This is a genomic window from Sinorhizobium alkalisoli, from assembly GCF_008932245.1.
GTDB classification, from domain to species: domain Bacteria; phylum Pseudomonadota; class Alphaproteobacteria; order Rhizobiales; family Rhizobiaceae; genus Sinorhizobium; species Sinorhizobium alkalisoli.
Genome location: NZ_CP034909.1, coordinates 2,143,011 through 2,168,391 on the forward strand (window position 1 = coordinate 2,143,011; position 25,381 = coordinate 2,168,391).

At 63.6% G+C, this 25,381-nt stretch carries 20 protein-coding genes; all 20 read right to left on the reverse strand.

Annotated elements, in window-relative coordinates; all coding sequences use genetic code 11:
- Positions 1 to 9 precede the first annotated feature (9 nt).
- On the reverse strand, positions 10 to 447 hold the full coding sequence (locus EKH55_RS10495) for a type II toxin-antitoxin system VapC family toxin (protein ID WP_151611468.1): 438 nt from the start codon (positions 445 to 447) through the stop codon (positions 10 to 12).
- Complete coding sequence (locus EKH55_RS10500; RefSeq protein ID WP_069461535.1) at positions 447 to 692, reverse strand: type II toxin-antitoxin system VapB family antitoxin; 246 nt, start codon at positions 690 to 692, stop codon at positions 447 to 449. The genes EKH55_RS10495 and EKH55_RS10500 overlap by 1 nt, the downstream gene beginning before the upstream one ends.
- Before the next feature lie 133 nt (positions 693 to 825).
- Complete coding sequence (gene ligA / locus EKH55_RS10505; RefSeq protein WP_069461534.1) at positions 826 to 2,979, reverse strand: NAD-dependent DNA ligase LigA; 2,154 nt, start codon at positions 2,977 to 2,979, stop codon at positions 826 to 828.
- A 95-nt stretch (positions 2,980 to 3,074) separates the two neighbouring features.
- Positions 3,075 to 4,748 (reverse strand): DNA repair protein RecN, encoded by a 1,674-nt coding sequence (gene recN, locus EKH55_RS10510; RefSeq protein WP_069461533.1) that lies wholly within the window; start codon positions 4,746 to 4,748, stop codon positions 3,075 to 3,077.
- A gap of 87 nt (positions 4,749 to 4,835) precedes the next feature.
- The gene (locus tag EKH55_RS10515; RefSeq protein WP_069461532.1) at positions 4,836 to 5,702 is read right to left on the reverse strand and encodes an outer membrane protein assembly factor BamD; all 867 of its coding nucleotides are present in this window, start codon (positions 5,700 to 5,702) and stop codon (positions 4,836 to 4,838) included.
- Between the two features lie 368 nt (positions 5,703 to 6,070).
- Entirely contained in the window at positions 6,071 to 7,024 is a 954-nt protein-coding gene (gene lpxC, locus EKH55_RS10520; RefSeq protein WP_151611469.1) for a UDP-3-O-acyl-N-acetylglucosamine deacetylase, read from the reverse strand.
- A 317-nt stretch (positions 7,025 to 7,341) separates the two neighbouring features.
- The gene (gene ftsZ / locus EKH55_RS10525; protein WP_069461530.1) at positions 7,342 to 9,096 is read right to left on the reverse strand and encodes a cell division protein FtsZ; all 1,755 of its coding nucleotides are present in this window, start codon (positions 9,094 to 9,096) and stop codon (positions 7,342 to 7,344) included.
- Between the two features lie 98 nt (positions 9,097 to 9,194).
- The gene (gene ftsA, locus EKH55_RS10530) at positions 9,195 to 10,523 is read right to left on the reverse strand and encodes a cell division protein FtsA (protein ID WP_069461529.1); all 1,329 of its coding nucleotides are present in this window, start codon (positions 10,521 to 10,523) and stop codon (positions 9,195 to 9,197) included.
- A complete protein-coding gene (ftsQ, locus tag EKH55_RS10535; protein ID WP_151611470.1) occupies positions 10,520 to 11,458 on the reverse strand; it encodes a cell division protein FtsQ in 939 nt (312 codons plus the stop codon). The genes ftsA and ftsQ overlap by 4 nt, the downstream gene beginning before the upstream one ends.
- Positions 11,446 to 12,372, reverse strand: coding sequence for a D-alanine--D-alanine ligase (locus EKH55_RS10540; RefSeq protein ID WP_069461527.1), 927 nt, complete (start codon positions 12,370 to 12,372; stop codon positions 11,446 to 11,448). Before EKH55_RS10540 ends, ftsQ begins: the two co-directional genes overlap by 13 nt.
- A 325-nt stretch (positions 12,373 to 12,697) precedes the next feature.
- Positions 12,698 to 13,672: a UDP-N-acetylmuramate dehydrogenase gene (gene murB / locus EKH55_RS10545; RefSeq protein WP_151611471.1), complete on the reverse strand. Its 975-nt coding sequence runs from the start codon at positions 13,670 to 13,672 to the stop codon at positions 12,698 to 12,700.
- A complete protein-coding gene (gene murC / locus EKH55_RS10550) occupies positions 13,659 to 15,083 on the reverse strand; it encodes a UDP-N-acetylmuramate--L-alanine ligase (RefSeq protein WP_069461525.1) in 1,425 nt (474 codons plus the stop codon). The genes murB and murC overlap by 14 nt, the downstream gene beginning before the upstream one ends.
- Positions 15,080 to 16,207 carry an undecaprenyldiphospho-muramoylpentapeptide beta-N-acetylglucosaminyltransferase gene (gene murG / locus EKH55_RS10555; protein ID WP_151611472.1) on the reverse strand — a complete coding sequence of 376 codons (1,128 nt, stop codon included), beginning with the start codon at positions 16,205 to 16,207 and terminating at the stop codon, positions 15,080 to 15,082. Before murG ends, murC begins: the two co-directional genes overlap by 4 nt.
- A 9-nt stretch (positions 16,208 to 16,216) precedes the next feature.
- A complete protein-coding gene (gene ftsW, locus EKH55_RS10560; RefSeq protein WP_151611473.1) occupies positions 16,217 to 17,371 on the reverse strand; it encodes a putative lipid II flippase FtsW in 1,155 nt (384 codons plus the stop codon).
- A gap of 75 nt (positions 17,372 to 17,446) precedes the next feature.
- The gene (gene murD, locus EKH55_RS10565) at positions 17,447 to 18,838 is read right to left on the reverse strand and encodes a UDP-N-acetylmuramoyl-L-alanine--D-glutamate ligase (protein ID WP_069461523.1); all 1,392 of its coding nucleotides are present in this window, start codon (positions 18,836 to 18,838) and stop codon (positions 17,447 to 17,449) included.
- Positions 18,839 to 18,844: 6 nt separating this feature from the next.
- Positions 18,845 to 19,945, reverse strand: coding sequence for a phospho-N-acetylmuramoyl-pentapeptide-transferase (gene mraY, locus EKH55_RS10570; protein ID WP_069461522.1), 1,101 nt, complete (start codon positions 19,943 to 19,945; stop codon positions 18,845 to 18,847).
- Positions 19,946 to 20,093: 148 nt separating this feature from the next.
- Entirely contained in the window at positions 20,094 to 21,521 is a 1,428-nt protein-coding gene (locus EKH55_RS10575) for a UDP-N-acetylmuramoylalanyl-D-glutamyl-2,6-diaminopimelate--D-alanyl-D-alanine ligase (protein ID WP_151611474.1), read from the reverse strand.
- Positions 21,518 to 22,981, reverse strand: coding sequence for a UDP-N-acetylmuramoyl-L-alanyl-D-glutamate--2,6-diaminopimelate ligase (locus tag EKH55_RS10580; RefSeq protein ID WP_151611475.1), 1,464 nt, complete (start codon positions 22,979 to 22,981; stop codon positions 21,518 to 21,520). Before EKH55_RS10580 ends, EKH55_RS10575 begins: the two co-directional genes overlap by 4 nt.
- A 263-nt stretch (positions 22,982 to 23,244) precedes the next feature.
- Complete coding sequence (locus EKH55_RS10585) at positions 23,245 to 24,993, reverse strand: peptidoglycan D,D-transpeptidase FtsI family protein (protein ID WP_151611476.1); 1,749 nt, start codon at positions 24,991 to 24,993, stop codon at positions 23,245 to 23,247.
- Positions 24,993 to 25,376, reverse strand: a complete 384-nt coding sequence (ftsL, locus tag EKH55_RS10590; RefSeq protein ID WP_069461518.1) for a cell division protein FtsL — start codon at positions 25,374 to 25,376, stop codon at positions 24,993 to 24,995. Before ftsL ends, EKH55_RS10585 begins: the two co-directional genes overlap by 1 nt.
- Between the last annotated feature and the right edge of the window lie 5 nt (positions 25,377 to 25,381).

Here is a 25,381-nt window from a genome sequence, read left to right on the forward strand (position 1 = left end):
CCATTGCCGCTATGCGACCTCAATGTCGGTTTGCGAAAAATCGTCGCCCTTGAACAGAAGGGGAAGGCGGTATGCCTTGGCGCAAGCATAGGAGAAACAGTCCCCGAAATTGAGCCGGGCGGGATGGGCGACGACGCCCCCATAGGTTCGGCAGGCTTCGATTGCCAGCTTGTGCATATTGCCGGCGATCGCCATTTCCTTCGCACCGATCGTCTCTATGAAGGCGTCGATGTGTTGTTGCGCGAGATCGATCAGATGCTGCGGGATCGGAACCTGATCGCCGAAAGCCTCGTCCCGCTTTTTCCGGGCCAGGCCAATGACGGCCTCATAGATCGAAAGAGAGGAATAGTAGATGGTCTTTTTCGACATCTCGATTTTGGCGATAAGGTCCCCGGCGTCTTTTTCGTCGCTCACAATCGCAACAATGGCGGAGGCATCCAGAAACATCAGATGCCGCCCCATTGCTCGTCCATGAATTTCTTCATGTCAAAATTGGGATCGTCCGGCCCCATCGCGCGGACATCATCCTGAATTTTTTTTATCCGGCCCCTTAGTGGTATAGCTTGCTTCGCGCGTTCCAGTTCATGTTGCAACGCGGTGCGAACTGCCTCTGTCTTGTTGGGCGCTTTGATGACCTCCTGGACCTGCTTCGCCAGCGCATCAACGGCATTGTCTCGGATGTAGAGAGACATGGGTTTTCTCCTGTGGCGTATATTCCACGAGGAATATACAGATATTCTTACTGGAATATACGCCGGAGATCAAGCGGATTTGGGCGCCAGCGTTGCTTGTCGCAGTGCCACGCCGCCATTTCGGCGTTGCAGCTCAAGCGCCGATCAGCGCCAGCCACTCGTCCTCGTCCATGGTCTGGATGCCGAGCTCGCGCGCCTTGTCGAGCTTGGAGCCGGCGCCAGGGCCGGCGACGACGATGTCGGTCTTCTTCGACACCGAACCCGCGACCTTGGCACCGAGGCTCTCGGCCTTTGCCTTTGCCTCGTCGCGCGTCATCTTTTCGAGAGAGCCGGTGAAGACGACCGTCTTGCCGGCAACCGGGCTGCCGGTGGTGACCGGCATTTCGGCGCTCTCCGGCGTCACCTCTTCGAGCAGGTCCGAGATGACCTTGACGTTACGCGGCTCCTTGTAGAACTCGACGATGGCGCGGGCGACGACCTCGCCGATGCCGTCGATGCTGTTGAGTTCGTTCCAGGCGTCACCCGAATAGCTGCCCGCCTCTTTCATCGCCGCGCCGAATGTTTCGTAGCTACCATAGGATCGCGCCAGGAGCTTCGCCGTCGTCTCACCGACATGGCGAATGCCGAGGGCGTAGATGAAGCGGTGGAGCGCGATCGAGCGGCGGGCATTGATCGCATCATAGAGCTTGCGCACGCTGACCTTGCCGAAGCCCTCGATATTCTCGAGCTTCGTCAGCGAGGTCTCCTGCCGGCGCTCCAGCGTGAAGATATCGGGGGCCGTGCGGATCTTCAGGTTGTCGTCGTCGCTCTCGAAGAAGAACTCGATCTGCTTGGAGCCGAGCCCCTCTATGTCCAGGGCATTGCGCGAGACGAAATGTTTCAGGTGTTCGACCGCCTGCGCCCGGCAAACGAAGCCGCCCGTGCAGCGGCGCACCGCGTCGACCTTGCCGGTCTTCTCGTTGATGTCGCGCACCGCATGGCTGCCGCAGACCGGGCACGCCATCGGGAAGCTGTAGGGCGCCGTGCCCTCCGGCCGTTCATCCAGCACCACGTCGACGATCTGCGGGATCACGTCCCCTGCCCGCTGCACGATCACCATGTCGCCGATGCGGATGTCCCGGCCATCGCGGATCGGCTCGCCATTGTTGCCGACGCCGCGAATATAGTCCTCATTGTGCAGGGTCGCATTGGTGACGACGACGCCGCCGACGGTGATTGGCTCCAGCCGCGCGACCGGCGTAAGCGCACCGGTACGGCCGACCTGGATGTCGATGCCCTTCAATCGCGTGAAGGCCTGCTCGGCCGGGAACTTGTGGGCGGTTGCCCAGCGTGGGCTACGCGAGCGGTAGCCGAGCCGTGTCTGCAGGTCGAGCCGGTCGACCTTGTAGACGACGCCGTCGATATCATAGTCGAGTTCCGGGCGCTCGCGCTCGATATGGTGATAGTGTTCCAGCAGTTCGTCGGCGGAATGGAAGCGGCGCATCAGCGGATTGACCGGGAAGCCCCAGGCCATGAATGCCTCCACCATTCCGAACTGCGTATCCGCCGGCATGTCCGAGACTTCGCCCCAGCCATAGGCGAAGAACCGGAGCTTGCGGCTCGCCGTCACCTTGGCATCGAGTTGCCGGAGCGAGCCGGATGCCGTGTTGCGCGGGTTGACGTAGAGCGGCTTGCCCTGCGCGGCCATCTCGGCATTGAGCGCGGCGAAATCCGATTTCGCCATATAGACCTCGCCGCGCACCTCGACGACATCCGGCGCATCGGCCGGAAGCCTCTGCGGGATCATGCCGATCGTGCGGATGTTGGCGGTGACGTTCTCCCCCGTCGTGCCGTCGCCACGCGTCGCCGCCGTCACCAGGCGGCGGTTCTCGTAGCGGAGCGACATGGAAAGCCCGTCGATCTTCGGCTCGGCGGTAAAGGCGATGGAATGGTCCGGGATGAGACCCAGATAGCGATAGACGCTCGCCACGAAGTCGCGCGCATCCTCGTCGGAGAAGGTGTTGTCGAGCGAGAGCATCGGCCGCGCATGGAGGACGGGCTGGAATGTGAGCGACGGTGCCGCACCGACCTTCTTCGACGGGCTATCCTCGCGGATCAGCGCCGGAAATCGCGCCTCGATCAGATCATTGCGCCGCTTTAGAGCGTCGTAGTCAGCATCCGAGATTTCCGGCGCATCCTGCCCGTGATAAAGCGCATCATGGCGTGCGAGTTCAGCGGCGAGAAAGGCAAGCTCCTCGGCCGCTTCCGCTTCGCTCAATTCATCGACGGTTTTCTGATTGCTCAACATGCGCCACGACTCCGAAATGGGAGTCGTCTTATAGCAAAGATAAGCGACGAGAAGACCGGTTCCCTCGCGTTTTCAACGCCTTTGCGTCCGAAAGATCAGCCATTGCCCGCCAGCAATCTTGCCGCGGCCGCTCTCGCCTCCTCGGTGATCGAAGCGCCGGCCAGCATGCGGGCGATCTCCTCGGTGCGCGCGTCGTCGTCCATGCGGGCGACGCGGGTGGCGATCGTCTCCGCCTTTTCCGCCGACGGCCCCTTGGAGATCAGGAGATGTGTTGCCGCGCGCGCGGCGACCTGCGGCGCATGCGTCACGGAAAGCACCTGGACGGTCTTCGAGAGCCGCTTCAGCCGCTGACCGATGGCATCGGCCACCGCGCCGCCGACGCCGGTGTCGATCTCGTCGAAGACGAGCGTCGGCGCCGAGCCGCGATCGGCCAGCGCCACCTTGAGCGCCAGCAGGAAGCGCGAAAGCTCGCCGCCCGAGGCAACCTTCATAATCGGCCCCGGCCGGGTGCCGGGATTGGTCTGCACATGGAACTCGACGACGTCGATACCATCGGCCGTCGGCAGGGCCGGATCCGTCGCAACCTCGACCATGAATCGCGCGCGCTCGAGCTTCAGGGCCGGCAGTTCTTCCATCACCGCGGCCGAGAGCGCCGCCGCCGTGTTGCGGCGCTTATCGGAAAGCGCACGCGCTGCTCCGTCGAAGGCGGCTCGTGCCTCCGCGACCTGCGCTTCGATCTGCTTCAGCTTCTCTTCGCCCGCATCGAGATCGGCGAGGTCGGAAATCATCCGCACGGCGAGGGCCGGCAGCTCGACGACGGGCACGGAATATTTGCGGCCTGCGGCTCGCAGCGCAAACAGCCGCTCCTCGACGCGCTCCAGTTCCTTCGGGTCGAACTCGGTATTGCGCAGCGCCCGTTCCACCGCCATCTGCGCGTCGGAAAGCTGATTGAGCGCGCCGTCCAGAAGCTCGACGGTTTCCTCGAGCAGGCCCGGCGCCTCGTGGCTCTTGCGCTCGAGCCGCCGAACGAGCGAGGCGATCAGCGGCACGGGCGACGCGTTGCCGTTCAGGAAGTCGGACGCCTCGCTGATGTCGCCGGCGATGCGCTCGACCTTCATCATCCGCGCCCGCGCTTCTGCCAGTTCGTCCTCCTCGCCATCGCGCGGCGACAGCGCTTCCAGTTCCTCGACGGACGAGCGCAGGTAATCCGCCTCCCGCGCCGCCGCCTCCACCTTTTCGCGGTGCTTCTTGAGGCCGCGCTCCGCATCCTTCCAGGCGCGGTAGAGCGTTGCAACCTCGTCGGCCGCCTCGACGGTACCGCCGAAGGCGTCGAGCAGTGCGCGATGGGCGTCGACGTCGACAAGCGCTCGGTCATCATGCTGGCCGTGAATCTCGACGAGCGTCTGTCCCGCCTGGCGCAGCAACTGCACGCTCACCGGCTGGTCGTTGATGAAGGCCTTCGTGCGGCCGTCCGCCGATTGTACGCGGCGGAAGATGAGATCGCCGTCGTCGTCTATGCCGTTTTCGCGCAGGAAGAGCCGCGCCGCATGTGCCACCGGCACGTCGAAGACGGCCGTCACCTGGCCCCTGTCCTCGCCGTGACGGACGAGTGAGCCGTCGCCGCGGCCGCCGAGTGCCAGCGACAGGCTGTCGAGAAGGATAGATTTGCCGGCGCCCGTTTCGCCGGTCAGCACCGAGAGCCCGGCGTCGAAGCTGAGGTCAAGCCGTTCGATCAGGACGATATCGCGGATCGAGAGCTGCGCGAGCATCCGATTTCAGATCTTCCTAGAGCAGTTCCAGCAAAACTGCGTCGCGGTTTTGCGTTCGGAATTGCGTGAAAACAAAAGGCGAGGCAATCAGGCGCCGATGAGCTTCTTGCCGGCGCGCGCGATCCAGGACGTGCCGCTTTCGCGCGGTTCGAGACCGCCCGACTGCAGCAGCTTATAGGAATCGGCGTACCACTTGCTGTCCGGGTAGTTGTGACCGAGAACCGCCGCCGCCGTCTGGGCCTCCGCCGTCACGCCCATGGCGTAATAGGCCTCGACGAGACGTGCCAGCGCTTCCTCGACCTGGTTGGTATTGGAATATTGCTCGACGACGACGCGGAAGCGCGAAATGGCGGCAAGATATTCCTTGCGCTCGAGATAGTAGCGGCCGACCTGCATCTCCTTGCCGGCCAACTGATCGCGGGCAAAACGGATCTTTGCCTGCGCATCGTCGACATATTCGGACTCGGGATATTTATCCACGACCGCCTGCATCGCGTCGATCGCTTTCATCGCCGGCTTCTGGTCCTGCGTCACCGCCGGAATCTGCTTTGTATAGGCGAGGCCCTGGATATATTGCGCATAGGCCGCGTCTTCCGACTGCGGATAAAGATTCAGATAGCGACTGCTGGAGTTGATCGCCTCCTGATACTGACCATTGCGGTAGGCGACGAAGGCATTCATCACCAGCGCCTTGCGGGCGTATTCGGAGAAGGGATGCTGGCGGTCGATCGCCTCGAACTTGCGCGCCGCTTCGGTGGTCTTGCCGGCGTTGAGATTGGCGAGACCCTGATTATAGAGCACTTCCGGCGGATCCGTCTCGGCGGCAAGCTTGGTGATATCGATGTCGGGATCGTTCTGGCAGGCAGTGATCAGGCTGCTGCCGGCAAAGATCGCAAGGACGATCGTGGCAACGCGCGCCGCTTTTCTCATCTCAACAGAAACTGCAAGAACCATCGGATATTCCCGTTTCACCTACAACGCCGCGCATCTAAATAGAGGCGCAAAGATGCTGTAGCACTTCAAGTTACTGCATGATTCTTTCGATCTCAGGAATCATGCGGTCGCGGTCGGCTCCAGACTTGCGCGTTTTAGAGCAAGTTGCCTCAAGACCGCAACGTCATGATCGGCAATTCATGCAAATTTGTGGCACTGATACCGACCTGCATCGATATCGACCGATTGTGTGGAACCAGCTGCGGATCTGAGGAATGCGTCATTTCAGACGCAGAGGTCGGCGCTGAAGCCGAATGACTGCCGAATTCGTCTGAAAGAAAATGCCGGCCCCTGAGGGCCGGCGACTGGAGAAACGATGAACTTGGTTGCTATGCCGACCAGGGCGAATGGCCGGTGGCCGCAACCGCGACCATGTCGCGCAAGCGCGTGCGCTGGCGCTGTGTCGCAGTTTCCACCACCTCGTAGGCGCTCGGATCGCTAAGCAAGGCCTTCAGCGCATTGGCGTTCATCCTGTGGCCGCCGCGATAGGAACGGTAGCAGCCGAGAAACGGCGCGCCTGCGAGCGAAAGATCGCCGACGGCGTCGAGCGTCTTGTGGCGCACGAACTCGTCGGCATAGCGCAGCCCCTCAACATTGATGACCGTGTTGTCGTCCGAAATCACCACCGAGTTCTCGAGGGACGAGCCGAGCGCGAAACCGCCCGCCCACAGCCGCTCGACGTCGCGCATGAAACCGAAGGTGCGCGCCCGCGACATTTCCCGCTTGAAGACCGCGGGAGTCAGATCGCCCTTCCAGGACTGGCGGCCGATCAGCGGACAATCGAAGTCGATCTCGACCTCGAAGCGCATGCCGTCATACGGCGTGAACTCCGACCAGGAGGCGCCGGATTCGACGCGCACCGGCTTCAGCACGCGGATATAGCGGCGCTTCACGGCAAGCGCGCGGATGCCAGCCTGCTCGATGGCTTCGATGAAAGGCTCCGAACTGCCGTCCATGATCGGCATTTCCGCGCCATGCACCTCGATCAACAGGTTGTCGAGGCCGAGCGCGTAGATCGCCGCCATGACGTGTTCGATGGTCGCGATGGAGGTCGCCGGCGAGAAGCCGAGAACCGTGCAAAGATCCGTATTGCCCACCTGCGACGACACGGCCCTGAATTCGCTGATCCGCCCGTCCGCGAGCACCCGCTGGAACACGATGCCGGCCTCGGCCTCGGCCGGATGGAAAGTGATCTCCACCTCCGAGCCCGAGTGAACGCCAATTCCCTTGAGGGTCACCGGGTTTGCAATCGTCGTCTGAAACCCGAGCAATTCAATTCCCATTCTCGTCGTCACTTTCAATCAACGGCCGAAGGCCAATCTGCTAACGGGCGAGCGACGTTCGACACCAACGGCCGAGATCTCGATACTGCGGCTCGAATTCCCTTTCGAACCAACAGCGTCCAATCGAATCGCATGCGCCCCCATTCCGATCGTGAAAATAAGAGTTCGGAGGCACCATTCCAAATCACTGTTCGTTTCGTTTTGTTACGCAATTCAAACGCACACAACAGAACAGGCAACCCATTGAAAGATTAATCAATAATGGAAAATGCCCGGGCGTGAGCCCGGGCACCGGCAAGGGAAGGAACGACCGCGGATCAGCTCGACTGGCGGCGCAGGAAGGCCGGAATTTCGAGCTGATCGTCGTCATGCGTCCGCATCTGCGGCGTGACGCGGCCCTGGTCGTCGAGTTGGCCGCGACGCGGCGCGTATAGGCTCGCCTCCGGCGAAAGGGGGCGACGCTGCTGCGACGCGGCGCTGGGCGCAGGTGCGGTCATGTCGGAAGAGACGCTCTGGGTGTCCCTTTCGCGCAGTCCGAGCGAGCTCGTGATCCGGTTGAGGAGGCCCATCGGACCACGCTCTTCCTGCAGCGACGGGGCCGCCGGCTGTGCGCGGCGCTCCATCTCGGCCTTCACGACCGGCGGAAAGTCCTCGACCTTCGGCATGCGGACCGCCTCGGCATGCTGCCGCACGACCGGGGCCGGCTCCTGGCGAAGCGGTTGCGGTTGCGGCTGAGCCTGCAGCGGCGTTTCGGCGGGCCGCTGTACCGGCTGGGCCTGGGGCGCTACGGGAGCGGCTTCCACCGGTGCAACTCCGGCAAAGAGCTTGCTCTGCGGACGAAAGGCCTCGTCCTGGGCTGGCTGGGCCGGGCTCAAGACCTGGGCGCGGGTGGCGATATCCAGTTCGCGTTCCATCTCGGCCTCACGGATCGCCACAGCGACGTGGTCGACCGGCTGCGGCGCCTGCTGGACCGGCTGCTGCGGCTGGGGCGCCGGCTGCTGTTGCATGGCCGGTTGCGGCTGGGCCGGAACCGCAGCGGACGGGCGAACGATCGGCTTCGGCGCTACCGGGCGAAAGTCGGCCGAACGGCCGGAACCTTCCGCGATCGCGCGATCGATGCCGGTTGCGACGACCGAGACGCGGATCAGGCCCTCGAGCTCTTCGTCGAAGGTCGCGCCGAGGATGATGTTGGCGTCCGGGTCCACTTCCTCGCGGATGCGCGTCGCGGCTTCGTCGACCTCGAAGAGGGTGAGGTCGCGGCCGCCGGTGATGGAAATGAGCAGTCCTTGCGCGCCCTTCATCGAGGTCTCGTCGAGGAGCGGGTTGGCGATCGCGGCTTCGGCAGCGGCCATGGCGCGGCCCTCGCCGGAGGCTTCGCCCGTGCCCATCATGGCCCGGCCCATCTCGCGCATCACCGAGCGGACGTCGGCGAAGTCGAGATTGATGAGGCCTTCCTTGACCATCAGGTCGGTGATGCAGGCGACGCCCGAATAGAGCACCTGGTCGGCCATGGCAAAGGCGTCCGCGAAGGTCGTCTTGTCATTGGCGATCCGGAAGAGGTTCTGGTTCGGGATGACGATCAGCGTGTCGACCGACTTCTGCAGGTCGGCGATGCCCTGGTCGGCGATGCGCATGCGGCGACCGCCTTCGAACTGGAAGGGCTTGGTAACGACGCCGACGGTGAGAATGCCCTTGTTGCGAGCGGCTTGCGCGACGATCGGGGCCGCGCCCGTGCCGGTGCCGCCGCCCATGCCGGCGGTGACGAAGCACATATGAGTGCCGTTCAGATGATCGATGATTTCATCGATGCACTCCTCGGCGGCTGCCCGGCCCACCTCCGGCTGCGAGCCGGCGCCAAGACCTTCGGTGACGGCGACACCCATCTGGATGATCCGTTCCGCCTTGGTCATGGTGAGCGCCTGCGCATCCGTGTTGGCGACGACGAAATCGACGCCCTGGAGGCCTGCGGTTATCATGTTGTTGACGGCGTTGCCGCCGCCGCCGCCGACGCCGAAGACCGTGATGCGGGGCTTCAGCTCGGTAATGTCCGGCTTCTGCAAGTTGATGGCCATTTTACCGTTCCTTCTCTTACTCTGGCCGCCTTGCCGAGCCGGCCAAATCCTTGAAAACTCAAACACCTGGTCTCGCCGGCACTGGTGCCCGGCAAAACCTAGAAGCTTTCCTTCAGCCATTGCCCCATGCGGGCAATGCGGCTGTTGCCGCCAAAGGCCGAGAACACGCTGCCGTCGCCGGCATGGGTCTCGAGATCGGCGACCTGCGGGTAGATCATCAGTCCGACCGCCGTGGAAAATGCCGGCCCCTTCGCCGCGGCGGGCAGACCGGAGACCCCGAGCGGCCGGCCGATGCGGACATTGCGCGCCAGGATGCGCCGAGCTGCCTCCGGCAGGCCGGTCAGCTGGCTGGCACCGCCCGTCAGCACGATCCGCTTGCCGACGACCGGGCTGAAGCCGGAGCGCTGGATGCGGTCGCGGATAAGCTCCAGCGTCTCCTCGATGCGAGCGCGCACGATGCGGGAAACGAGCGCGCGGGGAACATGGGTCGGCTGGTCCCGCTCGTCCTCGCCGATCGGCGGAACCGAGACGATGTCGCGCTCGTCGGCGCTGTTGGCGAGCGCCGAGCCGTGTACGACCTTGAGCCGTTCCGCATCCTCGATGCGGGTCGAAAGACCGCGCGCGAGGTCGGTGGTTACGTGATGACCGCCGAGGCTGACGGCATCGGCATGGACAAGCTTGCCTTCGGCGAAGACGGATATCGTGGTCGTGCCGCCGCCCATGTCGATCGCGGCGCAACCAAGCTCGACCTCGTCGTCGACAAGTGCCGATAGGCCGCTGGCATAGGGGGTGGCGACCATGCCCTCGACCGAGAGATGCGCGCGATTGACGCAGAGCTCGAGGTTCTTCAGCGCTGAGCGCTCCGCCGTCAGCATATGCATGTCGACGCCGAGCACGTCCCCGAACATCGCCAGCGGATCACGGATGCCGCGTTCGCCGTCGAGCGAGAAGCCGGTCGGCAGCGAATGCAGGATCGCCCGGTCTGTGCGCTGGGATTGCTGGCCCGCGGCGGCGAGCACCTTCCTCAAGTCATTAGCATCGACCTCCTGGCCGCCGAGATCGATCGTCGCGGTATAGACGTCGCTCTGCAGGCGCCCGGCCGAAACGTTGACGATCAGGCTGTCGATCGTCAGGCCCGCCATGCGCTCGGCGGCATCGACCGCAAGCCGCACGACACCTTCGGCCGCATCGAGATCGGCAATCACGCCGTTCTTGACGCCGCGCGACTTCTGGTGGCCGATGCCGATGATTTCGATGTTGTGGGTACGGCCGGGGAGAATCTGGCTTTCGGCGCGCGGCGTCAGCCGGCCGATCATGCAGACGATCTTGGTCGAGCCGATATCGAGCACGGAGACGACATGAGACCGTTTCGACGAAAGCGGCTTCAGGCGCGGAAGGCCGAAACTGGAGGAACCGAACAGATTCATATCCGCTTCTCCTGCTTCTCCAGTTCCTTCAGCATCTTCTCCCTCGCCTTGAGCGCGACCTCCCGGCGCGCCACGGCATCCGGGGTCAATTGAACGGTCGTGCGATCGTCGAGCCTCAGATCGACGGCGGCAATGTCGCGCTCGAGAAGCCGATGCCCTTCTTCCATTTCGGCGAGCACCTTCATCGCCCGAGCGACGTCCCGTTCGGGAAGCTTGACGACGATGCCGTTCCTGAGGACCAGATCCCAGCGCCGCCCCGCCACACGCACGAAGGCCTTCACGCGCGAGCGGAATTCCGGCCAACGGGAGAATTCGTCGTAGAAGTCGGCGGCCGCCGTCTCGGCATCGCGGCCGACAAAGAGCGGCAGCGTGGCGAACTTGTTGTCGCGCAACGACGCGATGACGCTGCCGCTGCGTTCGATGAGCGACAGGTCCGATCCGTGCTGCCAGATGCCGAAGGCCTTGCGCTCGGTGAGGTCCACCTCGATCGTGCCGGGATAGACCTTGCGCACGGTGACGCTCTCCACCCATGGCAGCTCGCCGATCAGCCGACGCGCTTCGGCGATGTCGAGTGCGACCAGCGAGGTTGCCCCGTCGAGTCCGAGCTGCTGGAGGATATCGATCTCAGAAGTCTGCTCATTGCCGGAAACACGCACATCCTCGATCGCAAAGCCTGCAGCGGTCGTCGAGGCCTGCGCAAAGTTCTGCGTGTGGCCGCCCAGTGACATCCCGTAGAGGCCGGTCGCCAGCAGGAAGACGGCGGTCGAGAAGGTCCCCGTATGCGCAGGAAATCGGACGCGCCCCGTCCCGAGGCCGACGAGCAAGCGTGCGCTCTTGCGCAGCGGACGCGGCAATACGAGAGCGCCGTCCGCCTCGGCCGAACCGCCGAGCGGGTGACGAACCCTTTTGCCCCTTTTGCCCCTCAACGCAAGCACGATGCGTCCTCCACCATCCACCTGAGAAATTCACCAAACCGAAGGCCCGCATGCTGTGCCATTTCAGGAACAAGAGAGGTCGGGGTCATGCCGGGCTGGGTGTTGATCTCCAGCCAGATAACCTCGCCCTCGCCCTCGCCGCGATCATCGAAACGGAAGTCGGAACGACTGACGCCGCGGCAGCCGATAGCCTCATGCGCCTTCAATGCGAGTGTTTGTATTTTTTGGTAAATATTTGGTGAAATCTCAGCGGGAATGACGTGTCTTGAACCACCTTTTACGTATTTGGAATCATAGTCGTAGAAGGCATGGCCCTGGGGAATGATTTCGGTGACGCCGAGAGCCATGTCACCCATCACGCCGCAGGTGAGTTCGCGCCCGGCGACATAGCGCTCGACCATGACCCGGTCGCCGTAGCGCCACTCGCTCGACGTGATGACCTGCGGCGGATGCGACTGATCCTCCTTGACGATGACGACGCCGAAGCTCGAGCCTTCGCACACCGGCTTGACCACATAGGGCGGCTTCATCGGATGTTTGCTGTCGAAAGCATGGCGATCCATCACCAAGGCTTCGGCGACCGGTATGCCGGCAGCCTTGGCGACATGTTTTGCCTGCGCCTTGTCCATGGCGAGCGCGGAGGCAAGCACGCCGGAATGCGTATAGGGAATTTCCAGATATTCCAGGATGCCCTGGATCGTCCCGTCCTCGCCGAAGGGGCCGTGGAGCGCGTTGAAGACGACATCAGGACGCAGTTCCGCCAGTACCGCCGCAACATCGCGCCCGACATCCACGCGCGTGACGCGATAACCCTCGGCTTCCAGAGCATCCGCGCAAGCTGCCCCGGAGGACAGGCTCACCGGCCGCTCCGAGGAAAATCCACCCATCAGGACAGCAACGTGCTTGCCGCTCATTCAAACCCCCAAACAATACGCCACTATCGCGAAGCTTGCTTGCGCCTGGCTGATTCAGCCCTTGAGTCGCGAGATCGCCGCGTAGGGCCACTACAACGACATTATGGTTAATGAACCGTTTACTTTGGTTAACTCTTGTTGTGGTGCCACTGCGCTTCCGCCGGGCAGAATCAACCAATAACAGCCGTCACGGCTGAATCGGGACTTTTAAAGGCGGAGGCGGGAAATGCCGCGCGGGGCCGGATCCATCGGCGCGCCGGCGGATATGCGGATGGGCCGCAGCGGTTTCCGCCGCGGGCCGTTTTCATCTCAACAGGTCGCCGCCTCAGGCGACGGCGCGGCCGAGAAATTCCTTGATCTCGTGGCCCGGCATGAAATTGCCGACGCGCTTGATCTCCCATTCGAGCTTCACGCCGGAATGCTCCATCACGCGGGCGCGTACGGTCTCACCGAGATATTCGAGTTCGTAGCCGCTCGCCTGGCCGGTGTTGATCATGAAGTTGCAATGGAGCGGCGACATCTGGGCGTTGCCGACCATCAGCCCCCGACAGCCGGCTTCGTCGATCAGCTTCCAGGCGGAATGCCCCTCCGGATTCTTGAAGGTCGAACCGCCGGTCTTTTCCCGGATCGGCTGTACCGTCTCGCGGTGCTGGCGTACCGCGTCCATGTCGATGCGGATCTTCGCCTTGTCCTCCTGATAGCCTTCGAAGACCGCATGCGTGAAGATCAGATCCTTGGCCGCGTCGGAGTGGCGATAGGAATATCCCATGTCCGCATTGGTAAGCACATGCCTGTTGCCCTGGCGGTCGACCGCATGGACCTCGACCAGCCGCTCGCTCGTTTCGCCGCCATTGGCGCCAGCATTCATGCGCAGCGCGCCGCCGATCGACCCGGGAATGCCGTAGTAGAAGTAGAAGCCGCCGATGCCGTGGTCGAGCGCCATGGCGGCGATGTTCTTGTCCGGGCAGATCGCGCCGGCCTTGATACGGTTTTCGCCGACCATTTCGAGATCGCCGAAGCCCTTTGCCGAAAGCCGGATGACAACGCCAGGAATGCCGCCGTCACGCACGAGCAGGTTCGAGCCGACGCCGATCACCATCACCGGCACATCTCTCGGCACGAGCTTCAGGAAGGCGATGAGATCGTCCGTGTCGTGCGGCTGGAACATGAGTTCGGCAAGGCCGCCCGCGCGAAACCAGGTTACACGGTCCATCGGCGCGTCGGGCGTGATGCGGCCGCGAATTGCATCGACGCCACTTCCGAGCGCCTCAAGGAGTTTCTGACCGTTAACCTGCTTCATGCTCGATTTCCTGAAATTCCGCGAGGTCCCTGGGCAGGGTCGCGGCCCAATAGGTAATGCTGCCAGCCCCCAAGAGAACCACAAAGTCGCCCGGCTGCGCAATCTTGGAGACGATCGGCGCGAGCGCTTCCTGGCCGGAAAGATGGCGGGCATCGCGATGGCCGGCCGCCTTGATGCTGCTGACGAGCGCTTCGGAACTCACGCCGTCGATCGTGTCCTCGCCCGCCGCATAGACGGGCGCGATCAGGATCGTGTCGGCGTCGTTGAAGCAGGAGGAGAAATCCTCGAACAGGCTCGACAGCCGCGAATAGCGGTGCGGCTGGTGAATGGCAATGACGCGGCCGCCGCAAGACTCGCGCGCCGCCTTGAGGACGGCTTTGATCTCCACGGGATGGTGGCCGTAATCGTCGAAGATGCGCGCCCCGTTCCATTCGCCGACAAGTGTGAAGCGACGCTTGACGCCACCGAAGGAGGCAAGCCCGCGGGCGATATCCTCCGGCTTCATTCCGAGCCGCTGGGCCACGGCGACGGCCGCCGTGGCGTTCGAGACATTGTGCCGGCCCGGCATGGGCAGGCGCAGGTCTTTGAGTTCGATCACCTGGCCGGTGCGACGACGGCGAATCACGACATCGAAAACGGAGGTCGCACCGTCCATGCGGATATTGTGGTAGCGCACGTCGGCCTGCGGGTTCTCGCCATAAGTGACGATCTTGCGGTCCTCGATCTTGCCGACCATGCTCTGGACCTCGGGGTGATCGAGACAGAGCACACCGAAGCCGTAAAACGGCACGTTCTCGACGAACTGCCGAAACGCCGCGCGCACCGCATCGAAACTGCCGTAGTGGTCGAGATGCTCGGGATCAATATTGGTGACGACGGCGATGTCGGCGGGAAGCTTCAGGAATGTGCCGTCCGACTCATCCGCTTCGACCACCATCCAGTCGCCCGCGCCCATGCGCGCATTGGTGCCGTAGGCATTGATGATGCCGCCATTGATCACCGTCGGATCGAGACCGCCGGCATCGAGCAGCGCCGCGACCATGGAGGTCGTCGTCGTCTTGCCATGTGTGCCGCCGATCGCGATCGCATTGCGGAAGCGCATCAGTTCCGCCAGCATCTCGGCACGACGCACGACCGGCAAGAACTTCTCGCGCGCGGCGATGAGTTCCGGATTGTCCTTACGGATCGCAGTCGAAACGACCACGACTTCGGCATCGCCGAGGTTCTCGGCCCGATGGCCGACCGAGATCTCGATACCCTTCTGCCGCAGGCGCTGGACATTGGCATTGTCGGCCTGGTCCGAACCCTGAACGCGATGACCGAGATTGTGCAACACCTCGGCAATGCCGCTCATGCCGATACCGCCGATACCGATGAAATGTACGAGCCCGATCGTCGTCGGCATTTTCATGAGCGTGTTTCCTTGAATTTCGCCACTGTCGAACCGCTGGCAATAGCCTCTACCAGGGACGCAAGCAAGCGCGCCGCCTCCGGCTTGCCGGTTTGGCGGGCCTTGGCCGCCATGTCGGCCAGGCCCTCTGGATTGTTCATGGCATCCGATAGAAGCGTCCCGAGGCGGTCGGCACTGAGTCCGGCCTGCGCGATCACCTGCGCCCCGCCCTTGGCGGCAAGGGCCGCAGCATTCGCCGCCTGGTCGTGATCGAGCGCATAGGGATAGGGCACGAGGATCGATGGCCGGCCGATGGCGGAAAGTTCGGAAACGGTCGAGGCGCCGGAGCGGCAGATGACGAGATGCGCCGAAGCGAGCCGCGCGGCCATGTCCGAAAAGAAGGGGGAGACTTCGGCCCGGATGCCGAGCTTCTCATAGGCCGCGATCACCCCTTCGCGGTCCTCCGGACGCGCCTGCTGCGTCACCTTGAGCCGCTGGCGCTGCCCGTCGTCGAGGCGGCAGATCGCCTGCGGCACCGCCTTGGAGAAGAATTGCGCTCCCTGGCTGCCGCCGAAAACGACAAGATGGAACATCCCGTCGCCTGCGGAGGCGTAGGGGTGGGCAGCCGCCTCGAGCACGGCCGGACGAACCGGGTTCCCCGTCGTCACGGTCTTTGCGGAGAAGGCTCCGGCGCCTTCGGGGAGGAACCCGCCCGCAATCGCCTGCACCCGCGAAGCCAGCATTCGGTTGGCGCGGCCCATGACAGCGTTCTGCTCGTGGATCAGCGAGGGAACCCCCATCTGGGTCGCCGCGAGCAGCGGCGGCACCGTCGGATAGCCGCCGAAGCCCACCACGGCACGGGGTTTCAGCCGCGCGATCAGCCGCCGCGCGGCCCTGAGCCCCGTCCAGAGCTTCCACGTCGACCGCGCCAGTTTGATCGGATTTTTCGAGCCGATCGTCGCCGACGGCACCACATGGACCTCGTCCGCCGGAAACTTGCCGGCAAAGCGCTCGGCACGACTCTCGGTCACCAGATGCACGCAATAGCCGCCGGCCTTCAGTTCATGCGCCAGTGCTTCCGCAGGAAAGAGATGTCCGCCGGTGCCGCCGGCGGCCAGAAGAACAATGCCTTTATTGTTACCCATATCCATGTCCTACTCCGCCGGGATCCCGACGCCGGAGCGGAAGAGGCTGCGCTCGACCGCGCGCTTTTCCGGTCGATGCCGAGTCAAAGCGAGGATGAAGCCCGCCGTTACGCAGATCGCCACCATCGACGAACCACCATAGGAAATCAGCGGCAGGGTCATGCCTTTTGCCGGCAGCAGTTCGAGATTGACGCCGATATTGATCAGCGACTGGACGCCGATCTGCAGCACCAGGCCGGCGACGGCAAACCTGTTGAAGTCGTTGCGTTCGCGGAATGCATGGTTGAGACCGCGCATCACCAGGAAGGCAAAGATCATCACGATGACCATGCAGAAGAGAATGCCGAACTCTTCAGCCGCCACGGAAAAGACGAAGTCGGTGTGACTGTCGGGAATGATGCGCTTGACCACGCCCTCGCCCGGACCGCGACCGAGCCAGTCGCCGCGGATGATCGCCTCGCGCGCCGTATCCACCTGGAAGGTATCGCCCTCGCCGGTCAGGAACCGGTCGATACGGCCGGCGACGTGCGGCAGCACGGTGTAGGCTGCGAAGAAGCCACCCATCGCCAAAGCCGCAAGCACGATAATCCAAAGCCACGGCATGCCGGCCATGAAGAACATGCCGCCCCAGACCGTTGCGGTCAGCACCGTCTGGCCGAGGTCCGGCTGGGCGACGAGCAGCGCGCCTACGATGCCGAAAAGGAGGATGGATAAAAGATTTCCGGGAATTTCCGGCTGCTTCGCGTGCTCGGCAAAGAGCCAGGCGCAGACGACAACGAAGGCGGGCTTCATGAACTCGGAGGGCTGGATGGAGATGCCGGCGATGGAAATCCAGCGCATCGAACCCTTCACCTCCTGTCCGATAAAGAGGACGAGGACCATCATTCCGAGCGAAGCGCCGAGCAGGATGATCGCCGCTCGCCTCACCTGTCGCGGCGAGAGGAACGAAATGCCGATCATTACCGAGAGCGAGGGAAACAGGAACAGCGCGTGGCGCTTCACGAAGTGAAAACTGTCGAGGCCGAGCCTCTCGGCAACCGGGGGGCTTGCCGCGAAAGACAGCATGAAACCGACCCCCATCAACAGGATGAAAGTCGCCAGAAAGAGCCTGTCTATCGTCCAGAACCAGTCGGCCACGGGGCCACGTTCGGCTCGGCTTACCATCTGTCTGTCCCCTTTTCGGCGCCTTTGCGCCCGTCCTTGAAACCGGCCCGACTGCCGCGCCCCTTCTCGCGGCCGTCAGATGAGCATGGTCACGCCTTCGAGCGCCGCCACATGGCCGACGAAGGCATCTCCGCGCAATTCGAAGTTCTTGTACTGGTCGAAGCTTGCGCAAGCCGGGGAAAGCATCACCGCCGCAGGGCCTTGCGGGTCCCGCGCCGCATCCGCCGCCGCATGCGCCACCGCTTTCTCGAGCGTCCCGGAAATCTCGTAGGGTACCGCCTCGCCCAGCGTCGCGGCAAAGGCCGGCGCCGCCTCGCCGATCAGGTAGGCCTTGGCAATCTTCGGGAAGAACGGCGCAAGCGAGGTGATGCCGCCCTCCTTCGGCAGCCCCCCGGCGATCCAATAGATCCGCTCATAGCTCGAAAGCGCGGGCGCGGCCGCATCGGCATTCGTCGCCTTGCTGTCGTTGACGAAGACGACTTCGCCTATTTTTGCGACCGGCTGCATCCGGTGCTTCAGGCCCGGGAAGCTCTTCAGCCCGTTGGCGATATCCTTCTCGTCGACCCCGACGGCGAGGCACGCGGCAACGGCCGCGGCAGCGTTCTGGGCATTGTGCCCGCCGCGCAGGGTCTCGATGCCGGAAAGGTCAAAGAAGAGCGCGGACGTGCCGCCATGAGCGCGCATCAATTGCGCGCCCTCGGCATAAATGCCCTCGGCAAGCACGTGACGGCGTGAGATGCGCACGACCTTCGTGCCGGCTCGCTCGACCCGGTCGGCGATCAGGCTCGAGAAACTGTCGTCGACGCCGACAATCGCGGTACCGCTGCCCGCCACCAGCCGTTCCTTGATATCGGCATAGTGCTGCATGGTGCCGTGTCGATCCAGGTGGTCGGGTGTCAGGTTGAGCAGGATGCCGGCCGTCGCGTCAAGCGTCGGCGCGAGATCGACCTGATAGGAAGAGCACTCGACGACATAGAAGCGTCCGGCCTGTGGCCGATCGAGCGTCAGCACCGCCGTGCCGATATTGCCGCCAAGCTGGGTGTCGCGCCCGCTCGTCTTCAGGATATGCGCAATCAGCGCCGTCGTGGTCGATTTGCCGTTTGTGCCGGTGATCGCGACGAAAGGGCAATCGGGCGCATGTGCCCGGCGCTCGCGCACGAAGAGTTCGACATCACCGATGATCTCCACGCCCGCATGATGGGCAAGATCAACGCTCCAATGCGGCTTCGGATGCGTCAACGGTACGCCGGGCGAAAGCACGAGGGCGGTCATGGCCTGCCAGTCGGCCCCACGCAGGTCCATCGTCGCAATCCCGGCTGCGGCGGCTTTGGTGACGCTCTCCGGATTGTCGTCCCAGGCGGTGACCTCCGCCCCGCCGGCGACAAGCGCCTGGGCCGTCGCCAGTCCCGAACCGCCCAGACCAAAGAGGGCAACCTTCCTGCCGGCGAACGTAGTGACCGGTATCATCGCGGCTCACCGAAGCTTCAGGGTGGAAAGGCCGACCATGGCCAGGATGACGGCAATGATCCAGAAACGGATCACCACCTGGCTCTCCGTCCAGCCCATCTTTTCGAAATGATGATGGATCGGGGCCATCAGGAACACGCGCCGGCCGGTGCGCTTGAACCAGAAGACCTGGATGATGACCGACAGCGTCTCGATGACGAAGAGGCCGCCGATGATGATCATGACGATCTCGTGCTTGGTGGCGACGGCGACGGTGCCGATCAGTCCGCCGAGCGCGAGCGAGCCGGTATCGCCCATGAAAATCGCCGCCGGCGGCGCATTGAACCAGAGAAAGCCGAGACCCGCGCCGATGACCGCGCCGAGGATGACGGCCAGTTCGCCCGTGCCCGGCACGAAATGGATCTGCAGATAGTTCGCGAAGACGGCATTGCCGGCGAGATAAGCGATCAGGCCGAAGGCCGCCGAGGCGATCATGACCGGAACGATGGCAAGCCCGTCGAGACCATCCGTCAGATTCACGGCATTGCCCGCGCCGACGATGACGAAACCACCGAACAGCACGAAGAAATAACCGAGATTGAGCATCAGGTCCTTGAAGAACGGAAAGGTGAGCGACGACCCGAAGGTCGAGCCCGCGGCGCCCGCGGAAAGCGCCGCCTGCATCATGAAGAAGACCGCGATGGATGCGATGACGAATTCGATGCCAAGCCGGGCCTTGCCGGAAAATCCCTTGTCCGATTGCTTCGTGACCTTGAGATAGTCGTCATAGAAGCCGATTGCGCCGAAGCCGAGCGTCACCAGGAGTGTGGAGACGACGTAGATGCTGGAAAGATCGGCCCAGAGCAGGGACGAGCCGACGATGCCGGCGAGAATCATCAGCCCGCCCATGGTCGGCGTGCCGGCCTTCTTGAAGTGCGTCTGCGGTCCGTCGGCGCGGATCGGCTGCCCCTTGCCCTGGCGGATGCGCAAGGAAGCGATCATCGCCGGGCCGAACAGGAACACGATCAGGGCCGATGTGAAGAGAGCTGCGCCCGTGCGGAAGGTGATGTAGCGAAAGAGATTGAAGAATTGAAAGTGGTCCGCCAGTTCCACGAGCCAGATCAGCATAAGGGACTTTCCCCAAAAGTTTGTAGTCGGACACCGTCCGACAGAATCACCTGACAGACGATACCCGCTTGCGTTCGACTATGTTAAGGCCATTTCCCTTGTCCATGGCCTCTATCCACCAGTGCGAAGGCAGCGGTAAGGCCCGTTTTTAAGCTTCCCCCGCCGTCCGTTCCGGATAGGTGCCACGAAGCGCTTCGACGATCTGCCCGCAGCCGGTGCCCTTCGAGGACTTGACCATCACGACGTCGCCGGCAGCGACCGCGCCAACCGCATAGGATGAGAGATCTCCGACCGATTCGCGGTAGATCACGGAAATTTCCGGCGGCAGGGCATCGCGCAGATGCGCCATGGCCGGTCCGGCGAGCCAGACGTCGGCAATGCCCGCCTCGACGATCGGTGTCGCGAGACCCGCATGCACTTCGGCCGCATGCTCGCCCATTTCCAGCATGTCGCCGAGGATCGCGATGCGGCGCCCGCCCGGCGCCGGTTCTGCATCGCGCAGGAGCGCGATCGCCGCCCGCATCGATGCCGGATTGGCGTTGTAGCTTTCGTCGATCAGCGCCATATGGCCGGTGCCGATCTCCAGATGGTGCCGCAGGCCCCTGCCCTTTTCCGGCTGTATCGTCGCAAGCGCAGCGACGACGCGGTCGAGGTCCGCTCCGGCGCACTCGGCCGCAGCGATCACCGCCAGTGCATTCTCGGCGATGTGGCGGCCGGGCGCACCGATTGCGACCTCCAGCGTCCTACCCCCTATACCGGCCCAGAGCACGGAGCCCTCGGCACCGCCGGCAAACTCGACCAGACGATAGTCGGCCTTCGGATTGGCTCCGAAGGAGTGGATGTGACGGACACCCGCCGCCTGGGCCGCCTTTTCGAGCAGCTCATATTGCGGGGTGTCGCGGTTGATGACGGCATGGCCGCCTGCGACGACGCCCTCGAAAATCTCCGCCTTCGCCGCGGCGATCTCGTCGAGGCTAGAGAAATTGCCGACATGGGCAGCGGCAATGCTGGTGACGAGCGCCACATGCGGGCGCACCATCCGCGTCAGCGGACGGATCTCGCCCGGATGATTCATGCCGATCTCGAAGATGCCGAAGTCGGTCGCCTCCGGCATACGGGCAAGCGTCAGCGGCACGCCCCAGTGATTGTTGAAGGAGGCGACCGAGGCATGCACGCGCCCAAGAGGCGCGAGCACGTGCCGGAGCATTTCCTTTGTCGTGGTCTTGCCGACGGAGCCAGTGACGGCGATGATCTTCGCGGCACTGCGGTCGCGTGCCGCGCAGCCGAGCCGGATCATCGCCTCGAGCACGTCGTCGACGACGATCATCGGCGCGATCAGCCGTCCGAGCGCCGGGATTTTGGCTTCACTGACGACCAGCAGCGCGGCGCCGTTGGCAAGCGCAATGCCGGCATAGTCGTGGCCGTCGACGCGATCGCCCCTGATCGCGAAAAAGGCTTCGCCCTTGCCGATCGTGCGGCTGTCGATCGATATCCCGACGATGCCTTCCGGGAGGGTACCGACCGGCCGGCCGTTCATCGCCGCCAGAAGATCGCTGCTTGTCCAGAGCCAATTCAAGTCACAGCCCTCCCGAGCGCCTTCAGCAGTTCCGCATGGTCCGAGAACGGCAGCGTTAGCGAACCGATCGTCTGCCCCTCCTCATGCCCTTTGCCGGCAACGATCAGCGTATCGCCGGTCGTCAGCATGCCGACTGCGGCGCCGATCGCCTCAGCGCGGTCGGCGATTTCGATCGCGTCCTTGGCGCCAGCCATGATCTCGGCGCGGATCGCCTCCGGAACCTCCGAGCGGGGGTTGTCGTCGGTGACGATCACGACATCCGCAAGCCGGCTGGCGATTTCGCCCATGATCGGCCGCTTGCCCTTGTCGCGGTCGCCGCCGCAGCCGAAGACGAGAATCACCCGCCCGGTCGTGAATGGGCGCACCGAATCGAGCACGTTCTTAAGCGCATCCGGCTTATGGGCATAATCCACATAGGCCAGGGCGCCGTCCCGCGTCTGCCCGACGAGTTCCAGCCGTCCGGAGGCGCCCTGCAGCTTTTCGAGCGCGGCAAATGCCGCCGCGGCGGAAATGCCCGTCGACATGGCGAGACCGGCGGCGACAAGTGCGTTGGCCACCTGGAAATCACCGGCCAGAGGCACGTGGATTTCGAAGATATCGTCGCCAACATGCACCTCCGCCGACTGCTTGTGGCGGAAGTGCTCGACGCGCTTCAAGGCGATATATTCGCCCTCGCGGCCAACGGTGCGCACATCATGACCCGCCCTGCGGGCGGCGGCGATCGCCTCCGCCGACCACTGGTCGTCGGCGAAGATCACCGCGGGCGAACCCTTCGGCAGGAGCGTTTCGAAGAGGCGCATCTTCGAAGCCATGTAGTGCTCGACTGTCGGATGGTAGTCCATATGATCGCGGCCGAGATTGGTGAAGGCGGCGGCCGCGAGCCTGACCCCATCCAGGCGGTTCTGGTCAAGCCCGTGACTGGAGGCTTCCATGGCCGCATGGGTGACGCCGGCATCGGCGAGTTCGGCAAGCAGCCTGTGCAGCGAAACCGGGTCCGGCGTGGTGAGCGAACCGTACTCGTTGCGACCCGGCGCCGTGACCCCGGTCGTCCCGATCATCGCCGCCGGAAGACCGGAATGAGCCCAAATCTGGCGGGTGAAGGATGCAACCGAGGTCTTGCCGGCGGTTCCCGTCACCGCCACCATGGTCTCGGGTTGGCGATGGTAGAAGGCGGCGGCGCCTTGCGCCAGAAAGCGGCGCGGTTCCGCAAGCGTGAAGACCGGGACACCCGCCTCCGCATGGGAATCGGCAGCGACGATCGCCGCCGCGCCGCGCGAAATGGCGTCGGCGATATAGGCGGCACCGTTCGCCTTCGTCCCGGCGACGGCGACGAACAGATCGCCCGGCTTCACCTGCCGGCTGTCGGCCGAGAGGCCGGATATCTCGACATTTGCCGAATCATCCTTCAGTTGCGCCGAAAGTTCCGGGAAGTTTGGCCCCGCCAGGTCCCTGATCTTCATGAACCGCCTGTCTCACATCGATATCGGCCCACCGCGCGCAGTTCCTGCAGCCGCGACGGGTCGCTTTAACACCTTACAGTGCCGCGCGTTTTTCAGACGCGCAAGGTCGCTGTAACTCTTTGAATCTGCGCATCGAGCTTTCCGAAAATCGGGTACGGTTTTCGGGCCGAAGCGCTAGAATCGCCGCTTGATTGATCCCGGATCGGCTCCGACTTCAGGAACCAGGCAGCGGATGACGAATCGTCCGCATTCTCATTTCACGGTCAATAAGACACAAGCAAGGCAGAACCGTCTTCTCCGAATTTCGGCTCGACGCCGAGAAGCGGTGCGGTTCGACTGATGATGTCGCGCACCATGGGTGCGGCGTTCGACCCGGCGGTCCGACCCCCACCTTCGCCGGTCTTCGGGGCATCGATGAAGGTCAGCACGATATATTGCGGATCATCGATTGGAAACGCCGCAAGGAAGGCGTTGAAGTTCTGATCGTGGGCATAGCGGCCGTTGACCACCTTGTCGGCCGTTCCGGTCTTGCCGCCGACATTGAAGCCGGGGACGAGCGCCCGTTTGCCCGAGCCGGCAATGCCGTTCCAGCGCAGGAGATACCGCATGCTGTCGCTGGTGCTCTTCTTGACCACTACGCTTGCGAGATTGTTCGCCTCCTCTTCCGTGCGCGGCAGGAAGGTCGGCGGGATGAGCTTGCCGCCATTGACAAGGGCGGCGCCCGCGACGGCCGTCTGCAGCGGCGTGGTCGAGACGCCGTGGCCGAAGGAGATGGTGATCGAATTGATCTTTTTCCATTCGCGCGGCTGCGTCGGCGCCTTCACCTCCGGAAGCTCCGTCGGAAGCTTCGTCAGCAGGCCCAGGCGCGTAAGGAATTCCCGCTGGCCGGGAATGCCGACGAGGTCCGCGATCTTGGCCGTGCCGATGTTCGACGAGTACTGGAAGATTTCCGGCACGGTCAGTACGCGGCGCTTGCCGTGGAAATCCTTGATGGTGAAGCCGCCGATGCGGATCGGCGCCGACGCGTCGAAACTGTCGTTGAGCGTCACCTTGCCGGAATCGAGGCCCATGGCGATGGTGAAGGTCTTGAAAGTGGAGCCCATTTCGAACGTGCCGTTCGACATGCGGTTCATCCAGCCCTCTTCGGCACCCTCGGCCGGATTGTTCGGGTCGTAATCCGGCACGGACGCCATCGCCAGCACTTCGCCGGTACGAACGTTGAGCACGACGGCGCCGGCCGCGATCGCCTCGTAGTTCTTCATGCCTGCCGCGATAACGTCGCGCACGATATTCTGGACGCGCAGGTCGATCGACAGCCTGACCGGCTCAAGCTTGGCGTCGCTGGTCATGCCGATGGCCGCCAGATCGGCAAGACCCTCGTTGTCGATATAGCGTTCCATGCCGGCGATGCCGCGATTGTCGATATTGACGTGACCGACGATGTGGGCGGCGGTCGGGCCGCCGGGATAGAAGCGGCGCTTTTCCGGGCGGAAGCCTATCCCCGGAATGCCGAGCGCCAGGATCTCGCTCTGCTGCTTCGGCGTCAATTGGCGGCGCAGCCACTGGAATCGCGAGCTGGACTTCAGCTTGTTGTAGATCTCGCGCGCATTGAGATCGGGAAGGACGGTGGCCAGACGCTCCACAGCCTCGTCGGCATCGACGATCTTGTGCGGCTCGGCATAGAGCGAAACCGTGCGGATGTCGGTCGCCAGGATTTCTCCGTTGCGGTCGAGGAGATCGGGGCGCGAGGCCATCAGGCTGTCGGCGCGGCCTATCGAAGAAACCGTCTCGGGGCTGGCCATGCCATATTGCACCAGGCGCCCGCCGATCACCACATAGACGATCCCGAAACTGGCAATGAGGATCGCCAGGCGACTCTTCGCCTGGCTGGCGCTCTTCTTGCGCGTCCCCTGGAATGTGACGTTGAGACCCGTCTCGGGGGCGCGATTGTTGCCCCCGGCGGAGAAGTGCGCCTTGCTTTTCAAGAGCATGATGCGGGAAAGAAAGGACATCAGTGCGCCACCGAGCCTGTGTTGATATTATCGGCCTGAATGACCGCGGCGATCCCGTCTTCCGGCGCCGCCTCGCCTTCCGGCCGAGGCAGATCGGCCCGCAACATCGGCAACTCCTCGGGACGAGCCAGTTGCGTGGGCGGCGTCGGCGCCAGCTGCAGATCGGCGTCAAAGGCCGCGACGAGCCGTTCGAGACGGTTCGGCTGAGTCAAGAGCGCCCAATCGGCCCTGAGCAGGTCGATCGTATCCTCCTCGAGCTTGATCGCCGCATCCAGTTTGCGGACTTCTTCGCGTTTGTTCTCGGCCTGATGCTTGATCGTGTAGGTGACCGCGGCGGCGGCCGTCATGATGACGATCAGGACGATATCGAGCGTTCTCAGCATCGTTG